This window comes from Embleya australiensis, assembly GCF_051903075.1.
In the GTDB taxonomy this organism is placed as follows: Bacteria; Actinomycetota; Actinomycetes; order Streptomycetales; family Streptomycetaceae; genus Embleya.
In genome coordinates, this window is sequence record NZ_CP182423.1 from 3,001,968 (window position 1) to 3,024,281 (window position 22,314).

Annotated in this window: 21 protein-coding genes and 1 riboswitch; of the genes, 15 read left to right on the plus strand and 6 right to left on the minus strand. The window is 72.6% G+C overall.

Annotation, left to right across the window (positions count from 1 at the left end; all coding sequences use genetic code 11):
- Nucleotides 1-5: 5 nt before the first annotated feature.
- Nucleotides 6-329 carry a putative quinol monooxygenase gene (locus ACMXN5_RS43295; protein WP_439680349.1) on the plus strand — a complete coding sequence of 108 codons (324 nt, stop codon included), beginning with the start codon at nt 6-8 and terminating at the stop codon, nt 327-329.
- 93 nt (nt 330-422) lie between these two features.
- On the opposite strand, the gene ACMXN5_RS43300 is transcribed toward ACMXN5_RS43295, so the two are convergent.
- Nucleotides 423-737, minus strand: coding sequence for a DMT family transporter (locus tag ACMXN5_RS43300; protein WP_078981618.1), 315 nt, complete (start codon nt 735-737; stop codon nt 423-425).
- A gap of 12 nt (nt 738-749) precedes the next feature.
- A riboswitch (guanidine-III (ykkC-III) riboswitch) is annotated at nt 750-812 on the minus strand.
- A 148-nt stretch (nt 813-960) separates the two neighbouring features.
- Here ACMXN5_RS43300 and ACMXN5_RS43305 point away from each other — a divergent pair.
- Nucleotides 961-1,563: a hypothetical protein gene (locus ACMXN5_RS43305; RefSeq protein WP_439680350.1), complete on the plus strand. Its 603-nt coding sequence runs from the start codon at nt 961-963 to the stop codon at nt 1,561-1,563.
- 10 nt (nt 1,564-1,573) lie between these two features.
- Here ACMXN5_RS43305 and ACMXN5_RS43310 read toward each other — a convergent pair whose 3' ends face one another.
- A complete protein-coding gene (locus ACMXN5_RS43310; protein WP_439680351.1) occupies nt 1,574-2,938 on the minus strand; it encodes a cytochrome P450 in 1,365 nt (454 codons plus the stop codon).
- A gap of 284 nt (nt 2,939-3,222) precedes the next feature.
- On the opposite strand from ACMXN5_RS43310, the gene ACMXN5_RS43315 reads away from it, so the two are divergent.
- On the plus strand, nt 3,223-4,662 hold the full coding sequence (locus ACMXN5_RS43315; RefSeq protein ID WP_439680352.1) for an alpha/beta hydrolase family protein: 1,440 nt from the start codon (nt 3,223-3,225) through the stop codon (nt 4,660-4,662).
- A gap of 34 nt (nt 4,663-4,696) precedes the next feature.
- Here the strand turns inward: ACMXN5_RS43315 and ACMXN5_RS43320 are convergent, their stop codons facing one another.
- Nucleotides 4,697-5,020 (minus strand): nuclear transport factor 2 family protein, encoded by a 324-nt coding sequence (locus ACMXN5_RS43320; protein WP_439680353.1) that lies wholly within the window; start codon nt 5,018-5,020, stop codon nt 4,697-4,699.
- Nucleotides 5,021-5,279: 259 nt separating this feature from the next.
- Between ACMXN5_RS43320 and ACMXN5_RS43325 the strand changes: the two genes are divergently transcribed.
- From ACMXN5_RS43325 to ACMXN5_RS43345, 5 genes are all read left to right on the plus strand, one after another.
- Nucleotides 5,280-5,522, plus strand: coding sequence for a hypothetical protein (locus tag ACMXN5_RS43325; RefSeq protein WP_439680354.1), 243 nt, complete (start codon nt 5,280-5,282; stop codon nt 5,520-5,522).
- 174 nt (nt 5,523-5,696) lie between these two features.
- Nucleotides 5,697-6,206, plus strand: a complete 510-nt coding sequence (locus tag ACMXN5_RS43330; RefSeq protein ID WP_395792552.1) for a SigE family RNA polymerase sigma factor — start codon at nt 5,697-5,699, stop codon at nt 6,204-6,206.
- Between the two features lie 56 nt (nt 6,207-6,262).
- The gene (locus ACMXN5_RS43335; RefSeq protein ID WP_439680355.1) at nt 6,263-7,468 is read left to right on the plus strand and encodes a hypothetical protein; all 1,206 of its coding nucleotides are present in this window, start codon (nt 6,263-6,265) and stop codon (nt 7,466-7,468) included.
- Between the two features lie 237 nt (nt 7,469-7,705).
- On the plus strand, nt 7,706-8,206 hold the full coding sequence (locus ACMXN5_RS43340) for a GtrA family protein (RefSeq protein WP_439680356.1): 501 nt from the start codon (nt 7,706-7,708) through the stop codon (nt 8,204-8,206).
- On the plus strand, nt 8,203-10,557 hold the full coding sequence (locus ACMXN5_RS43345; RefSeq protein WP_439680357.1) for a hypothetical protein: 2,355 nt from the start codon (nt 8,203-8,205) through the stop codon (nt 10,555-10,557). Before ACMXN5_RS43340 ends, ACMXN5_RS43345 begins: the two co-directional genes overlap by 4 nt.
- A gap of 90 nt (nt 10,558-10,647) precedes the next feature.
- Here ACMXN5_RS43345 and ACMXN5_RS43350 read toward each other — a convergent pair whose 3' ends face one another.
- Together ACMXN5_RS43350 and ACMXN5_RS43355 are read right to left on the minus strand one after the other, a co-directional pair.
- Nucleotides 10,648-11,205, minus strand: coding sequence for a GNAT family N-acetyltransferase (locus ACMXN5_RS43350; RefSeq protein ID WP_439680358.1), 558 nt, complete (start codon nt 11,203-11,205; stop codon nt 10,648-10,650).
- A 65-nt stretch (nt 11,206-11,270) separates the two neighbouring features.
- Nucleotides 11,271-12,701, minus strand: coding sequence for an amidohydrolase (locus tag ACMXN5_RS43355; protein ID WP_439680359.1), 1,431 nt, complete (start codon nt 12,699-12,701; stop codon nt 11,271-11,273).
- Nucleotides 12,702-12,793: 92 nt separating this feature from the next.
- On the opposite strand from ACMXN5_RS43355, the gene ACMXN5_RS43360 reads away from it, so the two are divergent.
- From ACMXN5_RS43360 to ACMXN5_RS43390, 7 genes are all read left to right on the plus strand, one after another.
- Entirely contained in the window at nt 12,794-13,744 is a 951-nt protein-coding gene (locus ACMXN5_RS43360; protein ID WP_439680360.1) for an alpha/beta hydrolase, read from the plus strand.
- A complete protein-coding gene (locus tag ACMXN5_RS43365; protein WP_439680361.1) occupies nt 13,741-14,553 on the plus strand; it encodes an ABC transporter ATP-binding protein in 813 nt (270 codons plus the stop codon). Before ACMXN5_RS43360 ends, ACMXN5_RS43365 begins: the two co-directional genes overlap by 4 nt.
- Nucleotides 14,550-16,364: a branched-chain amino acid ABC transporter ATP-binding protein/permease gene (locus ACMXN5_RS43370; RefSeq protein WP_439680362.1), complete on the plus strand. Its 1,815-nt coding sequence runs from the start codon at nt 14,550-14,552 to the stop codon at nt 16,362-16,364. The genes ACMXN5_RS43365 and ACMXN5_RS43370 overlap by 4 nt, the downstream gene beginning before the upstream one ends.
- A gap of 144 nt (nt 16,365-16,508) precedes the next feature.
- Nucleotides 16,509-17,687: an ABC transporter substrate-binding protein gene (locus ACMXN5_RS43375; protein WP_439680363.1), complete on the plus strand. Its 1,179-nt coding sequence runs from the start codon at nt 16,509-16,511 to the stop codon at nt 17,685-17,687.
- Between the two features lie 34 nt (nt 17,688-17,721).
- On the plus strand, nt 17,722-18,594 hold the full coding sequence (locus tag ACMXN5_RS43380; protein WP_380034171.1) for an ABC transporter permease subunit: 873 nt from the start codon (nt 17,722-17,724) through the stop codon (nt 18,592-18,594).
- 51 nt (nt 18,595-18,645) lie between these two features.
- Nucleotides 18,646-19,773: a zinc-binding dehydrogenase gene (locus ACMXN5_RS43385; RefSeq protein WP_439680364.1), complete on the plus strand. Its 1,128-nt coding sequence runs from the start codon at nt 18,646-18,648 to the stop codon at nt 19,771-19,773.
- 66 nt (nt 19,774-19,839) lie between these two features.
- Nucleotides 19,840-20,883 (plus strand): aldo/keto reductase, encoded by a 1,044-nt coding sequence (locus ACMXN5_RS43390; protein WP_439680365.1) that lies wholly within the window; start codon nt 19,840-19,842, stop codon nt 20,881-20,883.
- 449 nt (nt 20,884-21,332) lie between these two features.
- Here ACMXN5_RS43390 and ACMXN5_RS43395 read toward each other — a convergent pair whose 3' ends face one another.
- Nucleotides 21,333-22,310, minus strand: coding sequence for an aldo/keto reductase (locus ACMXN5_RS43395; RefSeq protein ID WP_439680366.1), 978 nt, complete (start codon nt 22,308-22,310; stop codon nt 21,333-21,335).
- Nucleotides 22,311-22,314 lie beyond the last annotated feature (4 nt).

Sequence of the window (22,314 nt, forward strand, 5' to 3'; positions counted from 1 at the left end):
ACCGAATGATTTTTATCGTGGTGAAGTTCCCGGTGAAGCCCGAGCACGCCGAGGAGTGGCCGCGGCACGCCGCGGCGTTTACCGAGGCCACGCGGGGTGAGCCGGGCAACCTGTGGTTCGAGTGGTCGCGCAGTCTCGACGATCCGACCACATACGTCTTGGTCGAGGCGTTCCGGGACGACGCGGCCGCCGCGCACGTGAACTCCGACCACTTCAGGGACGCGCTGGAGCGGTTCCGGCCGCTGATTCGGCACACGCCCGAGATCGTCAGCACGGTGGTCCCGGACGCGAGCGGATGGAGTGAGATGGGGGAACTACGGATCGACTGAGGCCGGCCGGCGCTCCGGACCGCCCGAGGGCGCCGGACCTCCGTAGCGGATGTCCGGCGCCGGGGTCTGTCGTGAACCCGGTGAGCCCGCCCGCTAGTGCAGGACCTTGAGGCCCACCACGCTGCCGACGATGCCCGCGAGCAGGAGCAGCTTGACGACGGAGAACGCCTCGCCGTCGAAGACCATCGCGTAGGTGACGGTCAGGACCGCGCCGATGCCCACCCACACCGCGTAGCCCGTGCCCACCGGCAGGTCGCGCAGCGCGTAGGCGAGGCCGCTCATGCTGGCCGTCAGGGCGACGCCGAAGACGACGGTCGGCCACAGGCGGGTGAAGCCGGCGGACTTGCCGAGGGCCGTCGCCCAGACGGCTTCCAGGACACCGGAGACGATCAGCACGATCCAGGCCATGACGAGCACTCCCTGACACCGTCTTGTCCTGACCGGGTACGGCGTGCCTCGTCCGGGAGCCGGTTCGGGCTCCGTGAACCACTCTCGCACGCCCGCGACGGCGCACAAAACAGCCGCCGCGTCCAGTGCCGGCCGCCGGCGGTGACCGGGATCACCCGGCGGGGGCGGGGTGCGTGGGGGGAGGGCCGGGCCGGCGTCGGGGAGCGCCGGTACGGTCTGCGGCATGGACATCACCTCCGCGCAATGCCCCGAGCCGCTGCCCGGACGGGTCGGCCATGTGGCCGGGATCGAATCGCTCGTGCTCGACGGGCGCCGGCTCTGGTTCGGCTTCGACTACCAGAGCGACATGGTCGTCTCGCCGCTGATCGAGGACCCGCAGGTCATGGCGGCGTTCGCGAGCGCGTATCTGCGGCAGACCGACGGCGAGCACGACGCGGCCTACTGGGCCGAGCTGGTGGACGCGGCGGTGACGCTGTCCGGCCTGGTCCCGGACGACGTGCACCGGGAGTTCGAGACGGCGCGGCTGCGGGCCGAACCGCCCGAGCCCGGAAGCCACCTGCTCTACCTGTTCGACGCGGTCGCCGGGTGGGACGAGTCGCGGTCGTTGCCGGCGGAGGTGCGGGAGGCATACGAGCGGCTCGGGTTCGACGAGGACGACGTCAACGACTGCGTCGACCACTGCCTGGAGGCGATCCGGGGAGGCGGGGCCGGGGCCGACGAGTGCACGGTCGTGCGCTTCCATCTGTCCGCGGCGGTGCCGGCGTTCCCGGGCAACTGGGCAGTGCTCTTCGGGCCGATGGGCGAGCGCGTCGCGAAGGGGGTCTGAGCGGCGCGGGTCAGCGGGGGATCAGGCGCATCGGGAGCGTGCGCGGGGTCAGCACGCTGCGCGGGACGGCGCGAACCGGCGTGGCGGAGGCCGGGCGCAGTCGCCAGCGGGCGGCGATGGAGGCCAGGGCCAGGACGCTCTCGGTGAGCGCGAAGGTGTCGCCGATGCACTTGGTGGGGCCGGCGCCGAAGGGGACGAACGCGGACCGCGACCAGGCGCCGGGAGCGGTGCCGTCGGCGTACTCGCGTTCGGGGCGGAAGAGTTCGGGCTCCGGGTGGAAGTCCGGGTGCCGGTGCAGGATGTACGGGCTGAACACGAGGGTGCTGCCGACGGGGAGCCGGCGGCCGGCGAGGTCGACCGCGCGGGTGGTGGTGCGGGGGAGCACCCAGGCGGGCGGGTACAGGCGCAGCGCCTCGCGCACGACCCGGCCGGTCCATTCCAGGCGGGGCAGGTCGTCGGGGCCGGCGACGCGCCCGTCGAGGACGGCGTCGACCTCGGCGTGCAGGGCGCGTTCCGCGTCGGGGTGGCCGGCGATCAGGTGCAGGGACCAGGCCAGCGCGGAGGAGGTGGTCTCGGCGCCGGCCAGGATCAACACCGCCACCTGGTCGTGTAGTTCGCTCTCGCTGAGCGCGCCGCCGTCGTCGTCCCGGGCGGCGAGCAGGCGGGCGAGCAGATCGCGGCCGGTCGCGCCGTCGGCCCGGCGGTCGGCCACGATGCGCGCCACGTGGGCGCGCCAGCCGGCAAGGCCCCGACGATAGCGGCGGCTGCTCGGGGTCGGCACCGCGTCGACGGCGGGCAGCAGGGCGCGCAGATAGACGCCCTTGAGGAACGTGTCGAGGCTGTCGCGCAGTTCGGCGATGTCGCGGTCGTCGATGCCCGAGCCGAACAGGGTGCGGACGGCCACCGTGGTGGTGAGCGCGAACATCTCGTCGACCATGTCCACGGTCGTGCCCGGCCGCCACCGGTCCAGCGCGACGCCGATCTCGTGGCCCATCGCCGCCGCGTAGCCGGGCAAGTGCTCGGTGCGGAACGCCGGTTGCATCAGCAGGCGTTGGCGGCGGTGGTCGGCGTGAGGGCAGGTGGCGAGGCCGTTGCCGAGGGCGGCGCGGGAGCCCTCGTAGAGCGGGCCGACGCGGTCGAACGTGCGGCCGTCGCTCATCACTTGGCGGGCGATTTCGGGATGGCACAGGACGAAGGCGGGACGCGGGCCGAGGCGGATCTCGACCAGGTCCCCGTGCGCGGGCAGCGAGTCGAGGAAGCGCAGCGGCGCGCGGAGCAGGTGCGGGAGGTGCCCGGCCACGGGCCAGGCGCCGGGAGCGCGACCGGCGCGGGCGACGGGCGCCGGCTCGCGAGGCGGGTGGGGGGCCGTGGTCATGGGCACTTCCCTGGGGATTCGGCGCGGATTCGGCTTCGGCTCGTGCCGTGCGGTGTCCTACCCATTCCAGCAGCGCGGCATCGCGGTTCGGGGGAGGCGTCGGGGGACGGCGGTGTGTCGGGGGCGCTCGCGTGGGTGGGTACCGAGGATCCGCGCCGCGTTCACCCGGCACGCCCCGGGGTCGGCGCCGGGGTTCGCCGGGGTGTCCGGTGCCGGGGATGCCGCCGCGGCGACCCCCGGCCGACCGGCTGCCGGGACGAGTTCGGGAAATCTACCGTCGAGACATGACCAAGAAGCGCACGGCATCGCCCGACGGTGCCCAGTCCCGGTTCGCCACGCCTCTGTCGGCCAAGCGCCGGTTCGCCAAGCCCTCGTTCGCCAAGTCTCCGTTTGCCGAGGCCCGTTTCGCCACGCCTCCGTTCGCCGAGGCCCGTTTCACCGAGCCCCCTTTCGCCCGGCCGCCGTTCGTCCGGTCCACCGGTCGCCGGATCGTGCTGGGCCTCGCCCTCGCCGGGCTGTTCGTGGTCCCCCTCGCCGGCGGCGCCCGGGCCGACACCCCCGCCGCGCCGGACTCCGCCGCCGCCGCCCCCGATGCGCGCGGACGCGGCACACTCGTGGACGTCGTGGACCTGCGTACCGTGTCCGCCGCCGAGGCCGCGCGGGCGCTCGCCGACGACGGATGGGACGCCGGCGCGATCCACGACGACGTCGTACTGCGCCGCCTCGTCTACCGCACCGTCGACCCGCATGGGCGCCCCACCACCGCGACCGGCCTGCTCGCGCTGCCGGTCCACGGCGAGCGGCGGCTGCGCGTGGTGTCGTACACGCACGGCACCGAGCTGTACCGCGGCGACGCGCCGTCGACCAGCGACGAGACCTGGGGCATCGCCCCGGCGCTGACCTACGCCTCGGCCGGTTTCGCGGTCACCATGCCGGACTATCTCGGCCAGGGCGAGGGGCCCGGCCCGCACCCCTGGATGGACATTCCCTCGGAGACCACCGCGTCGCTCGATCTGCTGCGCGCGGCCCGCGAGTTCGTCGGCCGGCACGGGCACACGACGGCGCGCGAGGTGTACGTCAGTGGTTTCTCGCAGGGCGCGTCGGCCGCGCTGGGGCTGGCTCGGGCGCTGCAAACCGGAGCCGATCCGTGGTTCTGGGTCGGTGCGATCGCCCCGATCGGCGGCGCGTACGACTTCGGCGGTGTGCAACTGCCCGCGCTGCTCGGCGGCGAGTTGGCCGACAAGCCGAGCGTGCTCTACAGCGCCCTGCTCCTGGTCGCGTACAACCGTCTGCACCACATCTACGACACCCCGGCGGAGGTCTTCCAAAGCCGGTACGCGGGCACCATCGAGGGCCTGCTCGACGGCTCGCACCGGGACGCCGAGATCCTGGACGCGACCCCGAACTCCCTCGACGAACTGCTGACCGAACACGGCCGGGCGCTGCTCACCCGACCCACCGGGGCCCTGGCCGCCGCGTTGCGGGAGACCGACGCGGTGTGCACCGACTGGCGGCCCCGGGTGCCGGTCCGCCTGTACGTGGCGGCCGGGGACCGGGAGGCGGCACCCGCGAACACCGCGCACTGCCTGGCGGCGATGCGGGCCAAGGGCGTGGACGTCCGGGTGACCCGATTCGGGGCGGATGTCGACCACGCCGGCTCGAATCGGCTGGGCACGGCCGCCGCGCTGCGCTGGTTCCGGGAACTGGCCGGTCGGGCGGGGTGACCGCGCGGGCCGCCGTCGCGTGGGGCCCGGGCCGTTACGCCTGGCCCGTTTCGAAGCGCGCGATCAGGCCGTCCTCGACCGTGAAGCGCCAGGCGGTGCGCATCTCGCCCCAGGTGTCGTTGCGGTAGTCGACGACGAGCGATCGTCCGCCGTCGGCCTCGGAGCGCACGTTCATGTGCCCGTTCGACGAGAAGATCTCACGATCCACCCACTCGTCGACGTCACGATCCGTCCCGTCGTCGGACATGGTCGCCCCGGGCGCCATCAATGCCACGAAGGCGGCCTTGTCGTGTGCGTTCACGGCGGAGACGAAGGCTCCGACGATGGGATCCGACAGTTTCCCGGGGGCGATGGTCACGACAACCTCCTGAACGGCAAACGGTCGGTGGCGGAAGCGCCACCGACGCCCGGTACGAGTCCCCCGACAACCGGGCCCGATAAACCCGCCACACCCGGCAGGGATTCGACGCGGGACCTGCGCCCCGGCCGCGCCCCGGCTTCGGCCCGGGCGCGGGTCCGCCCGGGGAGCGGCACCGTGGGAGTGACGGGAAAGCAGTCGATCGGATGGCTCCGGGCGGTACGCCGTTTCGGGTGAACGCGGCACTCGTTAACCGTCCATGACCGCACCGGCATCGCTGGACGAGGCGCTCAGCAGCCTCATCGACGCCATCGAGGACACCCTGGACCGCCTGGATCCGCAGGCCGTGCCGGCCCCGGAACCCGTCGCCGCCCCCGTGCCCGCTCCCGATCCGTTCGCCGCCGACCACCTCGCGCCGCTCGGGTACCTGGACCCGTCCGTCGACGCGGGCGCGCTGGTCCACGCACTGCGGCACGCCCTGCATCGGGCGGAGCCCGGATGATCACCGGATATCCCGGTTGATCCGAGGTGTTGCCTCCCCTCGGCGTCCCGGCGAGGGGCGGATCGGAGCCCCCTGGAGCCGCGGCCGACACCCGTCGAAAGAATCTTCGGCGAGGGTGTCATGTAACCCGCGGGTCGTGGCGTTACTTGTGCGACGCCAAAGTACGGAGGCTCCATGTCGAGAAGCATGGCCGCGGATTTCGAGGAGTTCGCGCACGCACGCAGCGGACAGCTGCTGCGTACCGCCTGCCTGCTCACGGGAGACTGGCATCTCGCCGAGGACCTGGTCCAGGAGACCTTCGGAAAGTTGTTCCCGGTGTGGCGCCGGGTGCGGGTCATGGACGCACCCATGGCCTACGCGCACACCACGCTGGTACGGACGTATCTGTCCGCCCGCCGCCTCCGGCGCTGGTCGGAGCGGCCCGCCGGCGACGTGCCGGACCGGCAGTCGCCCGACGGGACCGACATCGAACTGCGGCTGACCCTCCTGGAGGGCCTGGACCGGCTGTCCCCGAACGATCGGGCGGTGCTGGTGCTGCGCTACTGGGAGGACTACTCGATCAAGGACACCGCCGACATCCTGCGCATCGCGCCCGGCAACGTCCCGGTCCGCGCCAAACGGGCGCTGACTCGCCTGCGGGCGCTGCTCGGGAGCGAACTGCGGGACCTGGCGGCGACATGCTGACCGACCCGACCGCTTCCCCCAACCCCGGCGATCGCGATCGAAAGGACATGGTGGCCGTGATCACCGACGAGGACTTCGAGCGGTACGAGCGCGACCTGCCCGCGGCGCTGAGCTCCGCCGTCGAGGACTTCCCCGCGCCCAGTTCCGACCTGGTGGCGCGGTCACTCGCCCGGGGCCGACAGCGCCGGCGGGCCCGTACCCTGCGTCGGTCGGCACTGGCGTTCGTGCTGGTGGCGGCGAGCGTGGGGGGATGGGCCGCGACGGACGGCGGGTTCGGGCTTTCGTCGGATTCGGCCGACCGGACCCGGTTGCCCTCGGCGGCCGACGTGCGCCGGGATCTGGTGCCGTACCTGATGAAGGCGCTGCCCCGGGAAGGGGTGCTGACCGATGCGGAAAGCCGTTTCGAGGCCGACGCGCCCAAGGTGCTCCGGAGCGAGGCACAGGTCTCCGGGACGTATGCCACGGCCGCGGGCAAGTCGTCGCTGGTCGTGTCGATCTCCCGACCGGTGCCCGGCAGCCGTACCGAGCTGGGAAGTTATGCCTACTGCACGGGAGTTCGCCCGGACAACGAGTGCGTCCGGGTGGTGCAGCCCGAGGGCGGCGCACTGACCGTACGCAAGTCCACGAAGGAGCCCGGGAGTCCGGACGCGGAGTGGAGCGTCGTACACATCCGGGCCGACGGAGCGATGGTCGGGGTCCGCCTCTCCGGCGCGTACGACGACGCCGGAGAGCCGGCGGGCGTGCCGACCATGAGCATCCAGCAGATCACCGAGATCGCCCGCAGCCCGGTCTGGGCACCCGTGATCGCCGTGGAGCCGACGGCCGCGGAGCAGGTGCTGGGCCTGGTTCCGGCACTCTTGCCGGGGCAGATTGAGATGTTGTCCCGCGACGGGGACTCGCGCAGCGGCGAGTTCGTCGTGCAGGCCGGGGGCGGCCGGCACCTGCTGACCGTCCGTGTCGACCCGACTCCCCCCGGCGAGGGGCAGGGTTGCCCGACCGGCCCGCTGCAGTGGACCTGCGGGGAGGTGACCCTGTCCGACGGGAACCCGGCCGTGGTCGATCTCAAGCGCAATGTGGAGGGGCGGGCCGTGCCCCTGAGCCTGACCGCGTACCGGCCGCACGGCCTGCGCATCCGGTTCGAGGTGGACGCGCCGCCCGCCAAGCCCACCACGTCCTACGGCGAACTGGCCACGGCCGCGCCGGGGTTGGACCTGGAAGTGCTGAAGGTGATCGCGGCCTCGCCGCGCTGGGACGCCCGCTGACGACACGCGCCGGTCGTCGCCGACCCGCGCGCTGACCACCGAACCGCCCATGTGACATCCCGTGTTGCCCCCGGCGCCGACCCCGGTGCCGGGGGTGGGTTCCGCGCTGCCCGAAACGGTGTGCCGCCCCGGTGATCGCGGCCGTCCGTACCGCCGAACCGGTCGGCGACACCCGAAGACGCCTCGGTCCGCGACCGGCGCCCCGCATCCGACTTCCCGAGGTTGACGAGACCGCTCATGATCCTTTCCGCACCGCCGAAGCACCTGCGCAGATTCGTCCCCGAGATATCGCGGTTCGCGGTGGTGGGCGGGGTCGGCTACAGCGTCGACGTCGTCCTGTTCAACGTCCTGCGCGCGCTCCTGGACGTCTCCGCCCTGCCCGCGAAGCTGCTCTCGCTGAGTGTCGCCACGATGGTCGCCTACCTGGGCAACCGGCGGTGGACCTACCGCGAGCGCACCGCGTCGGGCGCCGTGCACGACGCGGGTCGGCAACTGTTGTTGTTCATCGGCTGGAGCCTGGGTGGTCTGGTCATCCAGGTCGGCTGCCTGTGGGTGTCGCGGCACGTCCTGGGCTTCGACAGCCTGCTCGCGGACAACCTTTCCGGCAACGTGATCGGGATGGGCCTGGCCACGGGGTTCCGCTTCTGGGGCTACCGCACCTGGGTCTTCCGCGCGGCGACCGACACCGCTCCCCTCCCGGCCGACGTCCGTCGCGACGCGACCCCGGGTCTGCGGTGAACGCCGCGGCCCTGGTGATCGCCCTCGCGGCCACCCTCGCAGGATGCGGGCACCTGGCGTGCGCGAGCGGGATGCGCCGCGCGGTGGACGTCGTGCTGTTGTGGCTGCTGCTGACCACGGCCCAACTGTCCGCACTGACCCTGCTGGTCGGCGCCCTGCTGCGCCGACTGGACGCGGTCCCCCTGTTCGTCGCCGCCCTCGTGGTCGCGGCGGCGGAGATCGCGGCGACCCGGCGAGCCCGCCTCGACGGAGAGCGCCGGCGGGGTCGGGACCTGGTCCGTGCGCTCGCCCCCCGGGTGCGGCGGTCGTGGCGGCATCCGGCGGTCGTGGTGGTGGCGTTGCTCGTGGGTGCGCAGTACTGCTGGCGGGGCGCGCTGGCCGTGTTCCTGGGTCCGCTCGACTACGACGGGCTGTGGTACCACCTGCCCGGGCCGGCGATCTGGCTCCAGCAGGGGTATGTCGGCCACACCCCACAGGTGTTGTGGGCCGACGTGTATCCGCAGGGGCAGGAACTGCTCACCGGGTTCAGCGGCGCGTTCCTCGGCGACACTCGCCTGGGCTGGGCCTCCGGACTGCCCTTCCTCGCCCTGGGCGCGGTCGCCACCGCCGGGATCGCCCGCACCGCCGGCGCCCGGCGCGCACACGCGACGCTCGCCGGGCTCGGGATCCTCGCCGTCCCGGCCGTGTTCCTGGAGGCGTCGACCACCTACGTCGACTTCGGGACGACGGCCACCGCCCTCGCCGCGCTGCACCTGACGCTCGGCCTGCGCTCGACGGTGGCGGCGGCGATCACGCGCGGCGTGGACCCGAGGCGCGCGCTGCGCCGCCAGGTGTGGTGGATCGGGATCGCGCTCGGGGTGGCCGTCGGGGTCAAGTCATCGAACCTGTTGACCGCCGCGATGGTCGGCGTGCTGGTCGTGGTGCAGACCGGGTACGTGCTCGCCGACGTGCGCCGGGGCGCGCCATCCGGGCCGCCGCGCGGTCTGGTCGCCGGGCTGCGGGGGGATGCCGCCGCGCTGGTCCGGGTGGCCGTGCCCAATGTGGCGCTGCTCGGCCTGTCGATGACGGCGTTGGGCGGCTACTGGTATGTGCGTACCTGGATTCGCTACGGCAACCCGTTCTACCCGTTCAGCATGTTCGGCTTCCCGGGCAGGGGCACCGTCGACGAGTTGATCATCCGGACCACCATCTCGCCGCTGGTGATCGGGGAGGGGAAGGCGCGGGCCACGTGGCACTCGTGGCTGCTGGATCGGGAGCGGTTCGCCTATACGTACGACCAGCAGCCGGGCGGGTTCGGGTTGCAGTGGATCTACCTGCTGCTGCCGGTCCTGGTGGTGGGCCTGGTGGTGTTCGGGGTTCGGCGGCGCTTCGATCTGCTGTGGGGGCTGGTGCTTCCGGTGATCGTGTGGGGGATCGCGTCGCCGGCGCCGTGGTGGGCGCGCTACCAGCTGATCGTGCCGGCCCTGGGCTGTGTGGGGCTTGCGGTGGTGCTGACGGCGCTGGGGGAGCGCTCCGACCGGGTGCGCGGGGGACGGGTGGCGGTGCCGATGTCGGCGCGACGGGTGCTCGCGGGGCTGCTCGCGGCGGTGTTCGTGGGGACCACGGCGGTGTCCATGTGGTGGGCGACGCAGCCGACCAACACCTGGACGGGGGACCGCTACGGGGCGCATCGGGCGAATGTGCGGGAGGCGGTGGAGCTGATGCGGGATCCGGACCGGGACCGGCGGATCCTGCCCACGGCCGCCTACGCCGGGCTCGACCGGGTGCCCGACGGCCGTACGATCGCCTTCACCGACTTCACCCGGGCGGACTTCCTGCACCTGATCATGGGCGAGCGCGGACAGCGGCGGATCACCAATCTGGGTGAGCCCCGCGATGTCGCGGACTTCACCCGCCGGTTGCGGGCGTCCGGCGCGCAATACCTGCTGCTCGGTGTCGGCAACGGCGACCGGGACCTGCTGCTCGCCGTGCTCGGCGACCGCGGGCACTATCGGCCGGTGGTGCGCGGGAACGGCGGGATCGGTTGGTTCGGCGGCGGGTTCGGCGGCGCGGAGTTGTTCGAGGTCGGCGACTTCACCCGGGACCTGTGTGCGAACCGCGAGCCCGACCTGGCGGTGACCGCACGGGACGCGGACACGGTGGCGGTGGTGCTCCGGGACGCGTGTGGGGTGCCGCTGTTCGAGGTGGACGTGGTCCTGCTCGGCGCCGGCGGGGAGGTCGCGCGGGTCATGACGGGGGCACGGGGCGAGGCGGTACTGCGGGTTCCGGACCGGGTGGCCGGGCAGCCGGTGCGGGTGCGGTTCGCGGGCGACGGGTACTACGGCCCGGCGGAGGCGGCGGCCGGCGGTTGAGCCCGAACGGGCCGGGTGTGCCCGCCGGTTCGGGTGCCCCGGTCGGTCGCGGCGACGCGGGGCACCCCGGTACGGGTTCGGGTGTTCGGGTCAGGCGAGGGCGTTCGCGGCGAGCCATTCGTGGGCGAGTACGGACCAGACCTCGGTGTTCTGCCATGCGCCGCGGTAGAGGTGGTTCTGCCGGAGCACACCCTCGCGGGTCATGCCGAGTCGTTTGGCCACGTTGATGCTCGGCGCGTTCTGGTCGGACACCTGCCACTCGACGCGGTGGATGCCGCGCTCGCGGATCGCCCAGTCGATGATCACCCGCGATCCGCGCGTGGCCAGACCGTGCCCGGCGGCGGCCGGCTCCAGCCAGCAACCGGCCTCGCAGGTGCGGGCGATCGCGTCGAAGGTCCGGAAGAGCACGCCGCCGACGAGGAGGCCGTCCAGCCAGATGCCGTACAACCGGCCGGTGTCAGTGGCGGCCCTGTCGGCGTACGACTGGAGCCAGGCTCGCGCGCCGGCGAGGTCGGCGGTGGCGTCGGCCAGGCCGATGTGCCGGCCGACGAACTCCCGGCCGCGATCCATGTGGGCCAGGAACTCCTCGGCCCGCCAGGGCTCCAGCGGGCGCAGCTCGGCACCGTCGCCCAGCGATATCGCGAACATCGTCGTCCTCCACGGTGGCCGTTCTCGATCACCGTGATCTTCGCACGAGGGGCGCGGCCCGCCGCTCACCCCCGACCCGCCGCCTCGTACACCACCCGCCCGTCCACCACCGTCAGTTCCACCGGGACCTGCGGCAGCGCCTCGACCTCGACCCGCAGCGGGTCGGCCGCGAGCACGCACAGGTCGGCGACCTTGCCCGGTTCCAACGAGCCCTTCCACGACTCGGCGCCGTCCTGGCGGGCGGGGGTGACCGTGTACGCCCGCAACGCCTCGCGCACGGCGAGGCGTTGCTCGACGCCGCAGACCGAGCCGTCGACGCCGGCGCGGGTCACCGCCGCGACCACCCCGCGGCGCCAGTCCGGGGTCAGCACGGGAGAGTCCGAGCTGAGGCAGACGTCGACGCCCGCGTCGAGCGCGTCGCGGGTGGGACACATCCGGGCCAGGGTGTGCGCGCCGAGCGTGTCGTGCAGCAGGTGTCGGGTCGCCACCGCGATGCCGGGCTGGGTGTTCAGGCCGATGCCGGCCGCGGCCATCTCGGCGAGCGTCGCCGGCGGCAACAGGTCGCCGTGGATGAGGTAGTGCCGGGCCGGCCGGGGGTCGTCGGCCTGCGCCGCGCCGAGCGCGGAGACCACGGCGGCGGAGGTGCGGTCGCCGGTGGAGTGCACGCCGATCTGGTGCCCGGCGGCATGCGCGGCGCGAATCATCCCGGTCAGCCGGTGCAGCCGCTGCTCGGCCGAGTCGCCGTCGATCAGCAGCGCGCCGTGCGTACCGTCGGGGTAGGGCTCGCACACCCAGGCGCTGCGCATCGGCGGGATGCCGTCCGCGAAGATCTTCACGCCGGCCACCCGGAACCAGCCCGGCACCTCGGCGGGGGCGGCGAATTCGCGCAGTCCGGCGGTGAAGGCGTCGGCCGAGCCGGGGCCGTCCAACTCGCCGAACAGGAGCAACGCGGTGACCCGGGCCGCGAGTTCGCCCTCGGCGGCCAGTTGCGCGTAGTCGGCGAGCGCGGCGGAGCCGAAGCAGCCCGTTTCGCCGCCGTCCTCGCCGGGGCCCAGGCCGGGTTCGGTGTAGCTGGTGACGCCGAGCGCGGCCAGCAGGTCGCGGGTGCGCAGGATGGCGGCGCGGCGGTCGGCCGAGGTGCGCAGCGCGGGCGCGGCCGGTGGCGCGGCGTCGGCGGCGCCGGCGGTGAGCGCGTCCATCAGCAGGTGCGGCCACATCGCGCCGAGCCAGACCCCGTGCAGGTGCGAGTCGTTGATGCCGGGCAGCACCGCGCGCCCGCGCAGCGGGATCTCCCGGGTGCCCGGTCCGATCAGCGGGGCGACCTCGTGGTCGTGGCCGACCCGGACGATCCGCCCGGCCCGCACCGCGATCGCCTGCGCCAGATGGTCGCCCTCGTCGAAGACGTGAACCCGTCCGCCGGTCAGGACCAGATCGGCGGGCGCGTCGCCGGCGGGGGCGGCAGGGCGGCGGGCGTTCCACGATTCGCGGTTGCGCACCTTAATTCCTCCTGGGATCTGGACAGGCCCTGCGAGAGCCCATACCGTACACGCAATCAGATACGATTTGCGAGTCGATTGGGAGGCATACGGTGCCCTTGCATCCGGAAGCCCAGCAGATCATCGAGCGCACTCGGATCGGCGAATCCGGCCCCGCCCCCCTCGTCCTCGACGCACAGGCCATGCGCGAGGGCTTCGCGCAGACCTGGACCATGCCTGCCGACCTGCCGGCGGTCGGCGCCGTCGAGGACACCACGATCCCCGGGCCCGGCGGCGACATCCCGGTCCGGATCTACACCCCCGAGGGGGCCGGTCCCTTCCCCGCGCTCGTCTGGTTCCACGGCGGCGGCTGGACCATCGGCTGTCTGGACGAGAACGAGTACGCCTGCCGCACGGTATGCGCCGGCGCCGAGACGGTCGTGGTCTCGGTCGACTACCGGCTGGCCCCGGAGAACCCCTACCCGGCCGCCGCCGAGGACTGCTACGCCGTGGTCCGCGCACTGCACGAGGACGGCGCGCGCCGGTCGGTGGACGGCGACCGGATCGCGGTCGGCGGGGAGAGCGCCGGCGGCAACCTGGCCGCGGTGGTCGCGCTGATGAGCCGGGACCTGGCCGGCCCGCCGATCGCGCTCCAGGCGCTGGTTTCGCCCGTGCTCGGCCATCCCGACGACGGGCGGCCCTCCTACCGGGACTTCGCCGACGGCTACTTCCTGTCCAAGGCGAGCATGGACTGGTTCTTCACCCAGTACCCGCGCGACGCCGCCGACCTGACCGACCCGTACCTGCTGCCGCTGCGCGCCGACGACTTCTCCGGCCTGCCGCCGGCGCTGGTGCTCGGCGCCGAATACGACGTGCTCCGCGACGAGGGCGAGGAGTACGCGCGGGCGCTGGCCGCGGCCGGCACCCCGGTCGAGGTGGTGCGCTTCGACGGGCTCATCCACGGCTTCTTCGGCCTGCTCGCCACCGACCTCACCGACGCACGGCGCGCGCACGACCTGGTGATCCGCGCGCTGCGGGACACGTTCGACGGGAGAGCGCGGTGAACACCCAGAGCCCGGCCGGCGCCGAACCCGTGTTGCGGCTGCGCGAGGTGGACATCGACCGGGACGAGATCCCCGTGGTGCGCGGGGTCTCGCTGGACGTGGCCCCCGGCGCGGTCACCGTGCTCCTGGGCGCCAACGGCGCGGGCAAGACCACCCTCATGGACGGCATCGCCGGCCTGGTGCGCACCACCGCCGGCACCATCGAACTCGCCGGCCGCCCGGTGCAGAAGCTGCCCGTGTACAAACGCGCCCGGGCCGGCGTCGGCTACGTCGAACAGGCCCGCACCATCTTCCGCACCCTCACCGTCGAGCAGAACCTCCTGGTCGCCCGGGCCGGCGCGGGCGACCCGGAACAGGTCTACCGGCTCTTCCCCGAACTGGCCCGCCGACGCACCCTCCAGGCCGGCCACCTCTCCGGCGGCGAACAGCAGATGCTCGTGCTCGGCCGCGCCCTGGTCACCGACCCCAAGGTGGTCCTGGTCGACGAGATGTCGCTGGGCCTGGCCCCGCTGATCGTGCGCCGGCTGATGCGCGTGGTCGGCGAACTCGCCGCCGCCGGCCTGGCCGTACTGCTCATCGAACAGTTCGCCAACCTCGCCCTCGACGTCGGCACCCACGCCTACGTGCTGCGCAAGGGCCGCATCGTGCACGACGGACCCTGCGCCGACCTGCGCGGCCGGCACGAGCTACTGCACGAGTACTACTTCGGCTCGACCACCCCCGACCCGGCCGGGCCGGCGCCCGCCGACCCCGACCACGCCTGCGACCCACACCCGCTCGACACCCCGATCGGCGGTGGCACCCGATGAAGTCCCGGGCCGCGAAGACCCTTTCGGACCTGGTCGACCCGCGCCGCGTGGCGATCGGCATCGCGCTCGCCGTACTGGCCTGCGTGGCCGTCCCCGCGATCCTGTCGCCCTACTGGCTCTACCTCGCCATCACCAGCGTGATCGGCGCCGTCGTCATGCAGAGCTACGGCGTGATCGTCGGCCGCGCCGGCGTGATGTCCCTGTGCCAACTCTCCTTCGCCGCGATCGGCGCATGGGTGGTGATGCGGCTCAACCTCGCCGACGCCCCCGGCGGGCTGATCGTGTGGGTAATCCTCGGCGGCCTCGCCGCCGCCCCGGTCGGCATGCTGATCGGCCTGCCCGCGCTGCGGGTACGCGGGGTCAACCTCGCGGTGATCACCTTCGGCGCCGCGGTGTCCACCGACATCGTGCTGGGCGCCAAGCAGTTCCCCGGCACCGAGGAACTGAAAACCGTGGCCCGACCCGCCGCCTTCAGCACCAACGCGAACTACTTCGTGCTCGTGGTGATCGTCTTCACCGTGATCGCGTTCGCCCTCGCCGCCCTCGACAAGACCCGACTCGGCCGATCCTGGCTGGAGTTGCGCCACTCGGAACGCATGGCCGCCTCGCACGGCATCTCGGTGGCCCGCAGCAAACTCGCCGCGTTCGCGATCAGCGCCTTCGTCGCCGGGGTCGGCGGCGGCCTGATGGCCGGCCAACTCGGCCTGGTGGTGGCCGGCAACTTCGCCATGGGCCAATCCGTCACCCTGTTCGCCATCGCCATCCTCATCGGCCCGCACCACCCCGAAGGCGCCCTGATGAGCGGGGTGTTCGGGGCCGCCATGGCCACCATCCTGGAGAAGGTCCGACTGCCCCAGGACCTCGGCGGCATCGTCTTCGGCATCGTGCCGATCTTCGCGCTGCGCAGCGGGATGAGCCAGACCGACTTCACCCGCAACCGCAAACGCCTGGCCAAGGCCCGCAAACTACGCGACGCCGCCCCGGCGGCCGACCGGGAACGCGCCGACGCGGGCCCGCCCGCGGAGCGCACGGTCGGCGCCCCGGCCCGGCCCATCGGCACCGGGCCCGCCCTCGAGGTCACCGGCCTGACCGTGCGATACGGCCCGGTCACCGCCCTCGACGCGGTCGACCTCACCGTGCCCGCCGGCGCCGTGGTCGGCCTGATCGGCCCCAACGGCGCGGGCAAGTCCACCTTCATCTCCGCCGTCGGCGGCTTCCTCGGCACCCTCCCCGGCACGGTCCGCCTCGACGGCGTGCCGATCGACCGACTCGCCCCGCAGGTACGCGCCGCACGCGGCCTGCGCCGCACGTTCCAGACCACGCTGATCGCACCCGAACTCACCCAGTACGAATACCTCGACATCGGCGCCGGCCGCCGCCTGGACCGGGCCGAGGCCGACGAACTGCTCGAATTCTTCGGCTGTCCCGTCGGCGACCTGCCCGTCTCGATCGTCGATGCCGGCACCCGGCGCCTGCTCGACGTCGCCGCCGCGATCGCCGCCCGACCCGCGGTGGCCCTGCTCGACGAGCCCGCCGCCGGACAGTCCGCCGCCGAATCCCGGCGCCTGGCCGAACGACTGGCCCGGGTGCCCGAACGCTACGGCGTGTCCGTCCTGTTGGTCGAACACGACATGGAACTGGTGCGGGTCGCGTGTCGCGAAGTCACCGTCCTGGACTTCGGCCATGTGATCGCCGCCGGACCCACCGAACAGGTCCTGCGCGACCCGGCGGTCACCGCCGCCTACCTCGGCAGCTCCGACACCCCCGACGGCGCGGTCCCCCCGACCGCGATCGTCACCCCGACCGGCTGAACTCCGACCGTCCGACCGCCCGACCGCCCGACCGTCCCCCGGGGCCGGCGCCCGCTCGCGCCGCCGACCCGGATCCCCCCGGCATGCCTTCGACCGGATCGACCCCGTGCCGATCCAACCCCCCACGAAGACAAGGACGTTCCCATGAAGCGTTCCCTCGTGCGCCGACCGGCCGCGGCCGTGCTCGCGCTCGCGTTCACCCTCGCCGCGACGGCCTGCGCCGCCGACGACGGCAACGACGGCGGCTCCACCAAAGGCGCCATCAAGGTCGGCTCGATCAACGGAATCACCGGGCTGTTCCAGACCCCCGAGGTCCCGCAGGCGGTCAAGGCCGTCTTCGACGAGGTCAACGCGGCCGGCGGGATCAACGGCCGCAAACTCGAACTGATCAGCAAAGACGACGCGATGAACCCGCAACGCTCCACGGAGAACGAGGTCGAACTCGTGCAGTCCAAGGGAGTGGTCGCCCTGGTCGGCTCCTCCAGCGCGGTCGACTGCGGGGTCAATCGCGCCGCGTACAAGACCGCGAAGATCGTCTCCATCCCGGCCGTCGGCGTCGACCCCGCGTGCTTCAACAGCCCCGACATCGCGCCGGTCAACCCCGGCCCGTTCAAACTGCTCACCGCGATGCTCTACTACGCCTCCGAGACGCTGCACCACGACAAGGTCTGTCTGTACTACACGACCCTGCCCGGCAGCGGCGGCGGCATCAGCGACGCGATCAAGGAGTGGGAGACCCTCACCGGCAAACAACTCGCCGCCAAGGACACCGCCGTCGGCGAAGGCGATCCCACCCCGCACCTGATCGCCGCCAAACAGGCCGGCTGCCAGGCCGTGCTCTACAACGCGCAGGTCGGCCCCTGGTTCGCCCAGGCGCAGACCCAGGGCATGCAGAACGTCGACTTCATCATGGGCGCGAACAGCTACACCGACGCCAACGCCAAGCTGGTGCCCCCGGGCATGCGGGCCTACGTCGGCACCGAATGGCAGCCGTACACCGACACCACCCTGCCGGGCAACGCGCGCTGGGCCGAACTGATGGACAAGCGCGGCATCCAGCGCACCGCGTTCAGCCAGGGCGCGGTGATGGCCGCCGACGTCTTCGTCCAGGTGCTCAAGGGCATGAAGGGCGACATCACCCGCAAGACGGTTACCGAGGCGTTCAAGAAGATGAGCCCGATCGACTACCCGATGGTCGGCTCCCCCTGGGTGTTCGGCCCCGACGACAGGCACAACCCGGTCCAGGGCAGCCGATTCGTCAAGGCCGTCGACGGCAAGTGGCAGGTACTGCCCGAAGGCTTCATCGTGCCGGGCAAGAAGTAGCCCCGCGCGGATCGCCCGAGAACGAGGTGTCGACATGCTGAACTCTGTGATCGCGGGCCTGAGCAGCGGCGGCGGCTACGCCCTGCTGGGACTGTGCGTGGTGTTGACCTACCGACTCGTGGCCGTGGTGAACTTCGCGATGGCCGCGGTCGGCGCGATGGGCGCCTTCACCATGGTGTCGCTGACCGACGACGGCCTGAACGTGTGGCCGGCGCTGTTCCTGGGCGTCGCGGTCAGCGCGGCGCTGTCCGGTGTGCTGGGCGCGGTGCTGATCCGCTGGTTCGGCGAGCACAACGAACGCACCAAGGCCGCGGTGACGGTGGCCGTGTACGTCGCGGTGATGGCGGTGGGCCTGCGGCTGTTCGGCGCCACCTCCACCGGCGCGCGCCGCTTCCCCGCGCCCTTCGACGGGGCGGTGTTCCGGATCGGCGACGTGGTCGTGTCCTGGGCCGTGGTGGTCTCGCTCGCCTTCGCGGTGGCGATCACCGTCGGCGTCGAGGTGATGTTGCGCCGGACGCTGGTCGGGCTGCGCCTGCAGGCGTTGTCGGAGCGGCCCGGCACCGCCCAGGTGGTCGGCATCTCCGCGCCGCGCCTGGCCACCGCGGTGTGGGTGGCGATCGGCGCGCTGACCGCGCTGGTGATCATCCTGGTCGCGCCGCGCCTGGGCGGCGACTTCTCCACCCTGGGCAAGCTGATCGTCACCGCGCTCGCCGTCGCCATGGTCGGCGGGTTCCGCAATCTGCCGCTGACCCTGGGCGGCGGGCTGCTGCTCGGCTGCCTGGAAGGCGTCTCCGCCTCGCTGAGCGAGGTGCGCGAATACCGCGGCGTCATCCCCTTCCTGGTGATCCTGGTGCTGCTGTGGTGGCGCAGCCGGCACGAGGTGTGGGACACCGCGCACAGCCGATGAGCCGGACCCGATGCGCGCACAGTCGATGACACACAGAACCGGAGAGCGTTGATGATCATGGGAACCCGGGCCGTCCCGGACGGCTCCACCCGCGCCGCGGTGTTGCGCGCGCACGAGGAACCGCTGACCCTGGAGGAGATCGGGCTGCCCGAACGCTGCGAGCCCGGCGCGGTGTTGGTCCGGATCGGCTGCGCCACACTGTGTGCCACCGACGTGCACCTGTGGCGCGGCGCGATGAGCTTCCCGGGCATGTTGCCGATGGTGCTCGGCCACGAGATGACCGGCACCGTCGAGGCGGTGGGGGTGGGCGCCACCGACGCGCTCGGCCGGGTGTTGCGGGTGGGCGATCGCATCGGCTGGTCCGAGTCCACGTGCGGGACCTGCTACGCCTGTACGGTGCTGCGCCAGCCGGTGGGGTGCGTGGATCGGGGCTATGGATTTCGCCAGCGTGCGGACCAATGGCCGTACGCCACGGCCGGGTTGGCCGAGTTCGCCTATGTCGGGCCGCGCGCGGAGAAGGTGGTGATCCCGGACGACGTGCCGGACACCTGGGCCGCGTGCGCGGGATGCGCGGTCAAGACCGTGCTGCACGCGTTCGACCGGGCCGGCGGGGTGCGGCCCGGGGCGTCGGTGGTGGTACAGGGCGCCGGGGCGCTCGGCATCGTGGCCGGGGCGATGGCGCGGGCGAGCGGGGCCCGGACGGTGATCACGATCGGCGCGCCCGATGCCCGGCTCGACCTGGCCCGGGAGTTCGGCGCGGACCTGACCCTGGGCCTGGCGGTCGACGCGGCCGAGCGGCGCGAGGCGGTACAGGAGGCCACCGGGGGGCGCGGCGCGGACCTGGTGTTGGACCTGGCCGGGGCGCCCGGCGTGGGCGTGGAGGCGGTCGATCTCGCCGCGTTCGGCGGCACGTTCGTGATCGTCGGCAGTACCGGTCCCACCCCGGAGCGGTTGCCGCTCGGGACCGTGATGGGCAAGGAACTGAACGTCGTCGGCTCGCTCAACGGCGATGTCGGCGACTACCACCGGGCCGTCGAGTTCCTGCGCGACTTTCGTGACCGGTTCGCGTGGGATCGCCTGTTCGCCGCTCCGGTCGGGCTGTCGGGCGCGACCGACGCGCTCGCGGCGATGCATCGGCAGGAGCAGGTCAAGGCGGTCGTGCACCCCTGGCTGCCGTGACGTCCCGTATCGTCCCCGAGATCGATGGCCCGCGAGGATGTTCGCGGTGCCGAAAGGACCATTGCAATGGGTGAGACTTCGAAGGACTCGGCGTCGCCAGGCGCGGAGCCGGTGGATGCGGCGTCGGAGGCCGGCGGGCGGAGTGCGGGCTCCGACGCGATCGTGCCGCGGCGTCGGTTGGGTGCGGACGGGCCGCAGGTGCCGCTGTTGTCGCTGGGGTCGTGGCACACCTACGACCGGATGGACTTCCACGACGCGGTGGACCTGGTCACGCGGGCGGTGGAGTGGGGGGTCAACCTCTTCGACGTCGCGGTGTACGGGATTCCCGGGCAGCGGCCGGTGTTCACCGACGTGTTGTTCTCGGCGATCGTGCGGGCGGCGGGACTGGCCCGTACGGACTACCAGTTGTCGACCAAGATCTGGTTGGAGGGGTATCCCGCGCAGTCGCTGCGCGAGCAGGTGGAGCGGGCGATGTTCCGGGCCGGGACGGATCATGCCGACCTGGCGATCCTGGGGGACATCCGGGATCCGGATCTGGATCTGGCCCGACTGGCGGGGGATCTGGCCGAGCTGGAGAAGAGTGGGCTGATCGGGCACTGGGGGGTGAACAATTGGTCGGCGACCGCGATTCGGACCATCGGGGGGCACGCGCTCGCCGCCGGGTCGCCGGGGCCGCAGGTGGCGCAGCTCAAGTACAGCCCGTGCCGGCGCTCGATCGCGGACGGTGCGCCGTTCGCGGAACTGTTCGCGGCGGGGCTGTCGTTGCAGGCATCCGATGTCCTGGAGGGCGGGATTCTGGCGGGCAGGGTGGCCCCGGCGCGGGAGATCGGGCGGGATCCCGGTGGGGTGCGGGAGCGGATCATCGCCTCCGCACCCGGGATCGCCGAGGTGGCGGCGGATCTGGGCGCGACGGCGGCACAGGTGTGCGTGGCGTTCGCGCTGTCGCATCCGGCTACGGCGAGTGTGCTGTTCGGTGCGACGAAGGTGTCGCAACTGGCCGACAACATCGGGGGGTTGCGGCTGCTGGAGCGGGTCGGGGCGACGGCGTTGCGGGCGCGCCTCGTGCCGTTTTACGCGGACCGCGAGGTGGTGTCCCCGGAGGGGCCGTGAGCGTTCGGCCGACGTTGGGTGTCGGCTGACCCGGGTCGGCCTCAAACGCCGGCCGGGCTGCGGGGGGTTCGGCTGGCGTTGGGTGTTGGTTGGCTTGGGTTGGCCTCAAACGCCGGCCGGGCTGCGGGGGGTTCGGCTGGCGTTGGGTGTTGGTTGGCTTGGGTTGGCCTCAAACGCCGGCCGGGCTGTAGGGGGAGTCCGGCCGGCGTTTGGTGTTGGTGGGGTGGGTTGGCCTCAAGTGCGGGCCGGTGTGGGGGTTCGGCCGGCGTTGGGTGTTGGTTGGCTTGGGATGGCCTCAAACGCCGGCCGGGCTGTAGGGGGAGCCCGGTCGGTTGGTGTTTTGTTGGGGTGGTCTTGAGTGTTGGTCCGGCTGAAGGGGGAGTTCGGTCGGGGTTTGGTGTTGGTTGTGGTCTTGGGCGCCGGCGGGGTCGTTGGGTGGGCTGTCGGGGTCAGGCGCCGGAGGCTGCCGGGTTCATGACGTCGGCGTCGACCCAGACGTCCGCTATGGCGTCGCGGAGGGTGGGGCCGTGTTTGGCTACGAGGGTCAATGCCTTGAGGTTGTCGTGCCATTGGGACATGCGGCTGGTGCCGAAGAGGACTGTGGCTACTGCCGGGTGGGTGAGGCAGAAGGCGATGGCCAGTTGGGCGGGGGTGGCGTCGAACTCGGCTGCCGCGTGGGCGAGTTTTGGGTAGACCTCTCGGATGCGGTCGCGGAGGTTGCCGGGGTCGGCGCCGATTTTGCGCTGTGGGTGCAGGTTGCCGGCCAGGATGCCGCCCTCCAGGACGTCGGACGCCTGCAACGCCAGCCCGTCGGCGAAGAGTTCGGCGAACGGCGCGCCCTCGGCCACCGCCCGGCGGGCCGGGCTGTACTTGAGTTGGGCGAACGTCGGCGGGGTCAGCCCCTCGGCGGCGGCGAACCGGCGGGCGGTCCACACGTCGCGCGCGGACCAGTTGTTGACGCCCCACGCGGTGAACCGGCCCGCCGCAATCTGTTCGGCGACGTCGGCGACCACGGCCGGGATGGGCAATTCGCCGAAGAAGTCGCCGACCACGACCAGGTCGGCGCGATGTGTGCCGATCCGGTCCAGGGCGACGTCCAGTTGCTCGGCGAAGCCCTTCCTCGGGTATTCCCAGAGCCAGAGTTTGCCGCACAGCAGCCAGTCCTCGCGGGCCACGCCCGCCTCGCGGATGGCCTCTCCGAAGATCAGGTCCGTGCGGGCGTTCTCCGCGTGCGGGCCCATGTCGTAGTGCGCGACGTCGAACAACTCCACGCCGTGCTCCAGCGCGTCCAGGATCAGCGCGACGGCGTCGGCGGGACGCATCCGGTCCCACGTGTTCCACGAGCCGAGGCCCAGGACCGGTACGTCGGGGCCGTGCGCGCCGAGGCGGCGACGGGGCACGGGACTGCTGCCGGGGGAGCGCGTCACGGGT

Coding starts and splice junctions, on each gene's coding strand:
- ACMXN5_RS43295 (WP_439680349.1), top strand. CDS start 6: ATGATTTTTATCGTGGTGAAGTTCCCGGTGAAGCCCGAGCACGCCGAG.
- ACMXN5_RS43300 (WP_078981618.1), bottom strand. CDS start 737: ATGGCCTGGATCGTGCTGATCGTCTCCGGTGTCCTGGAAGCCGTCTGG.
- ACMXN5_RS43305 (WP_439680350.1), top strand. CDS start 961: ATGGACATCACCTCCGCGCAATGCCCCGAGCCGCTGCCCGGACGGGTC.
- ACMXN5_RS43310 (WP_439680351.1), bottom strand. CDS start 2,938: ATGACCACGGCCCCCCACCCGCCTCGCGAGCCGGCGCCCGTCGCCCGC.
- ACMXN5_RS43315 (WP_439680352.1), top strand. CDS start 3,223: ATGACCAAGAAGCGCACGGCATCGCCCGACGGTGCCCAGTCCCGGTTC.
- ACMXN5_RS43325 (WP_439680354.1), top strand. CDS start 5,280: ATGACCGCACCGGCATCGCTGGACGAGGCGCTCAGCAGCCTCATCGAC.
- ACMXN5_RS43330 (WP_395792552.1), top strand. CDS start 5,697: ATGTCGAGAAGCATGGCCGCGGATTTCGAGGAGTTCGCGCACGCACGC.
- ACMXN5_RS43340 (WP_439680356.1), top strand. CDS start 7,706: ATGATCCTTTCCGCACCGCCGAAGCACCTGCGCAGATTCGTCCCCGAG.
- ACMXN5_RS43350 (WP_439680358.1), bottom strand. CDS start 11,205: ATGTTCGCGATATCGCTGGGCGACGGTGCCGAGCTGCGCCCGCTGGAG.
- ACMXN5_RS43370 (WP_439680362.1), top strand. CDS start 14,550: ATGAAGTCCCGGGCCGCGAAGACCCTTTCGGACCTGGTCGACCCGCGC.
- ACMXN5_RS43375 (WP_439680363.1), top strand. CDS start 16,509: ATGAAGCGTTCCCTCGTGCGCCGACCGGCCGCGGCCGTGCTCGCGCTC.
- ACMXN5_RS43380 (WP_380034171.1), top strand. CDS start 17,722: ATGCTGAACTCTGTGATCGCGGGCCTGAGCAGCGGCGGCGGCTACGCC.
- ACMXN5_RS43385 (WP_439680364.1), top strand. CDS start 18,646: ATGATCATGGGAACCCGGGCCGTCCCGGACGGCTCCACCCGCGCCGCG.
- ACMXN5_RS43390 (WP_439680365.1), top strand. CDS start 19,840: ATGGGTGAGACTTCGAAGGACTCGGCGTCGCCAGGCGCGGAGCCGGTG.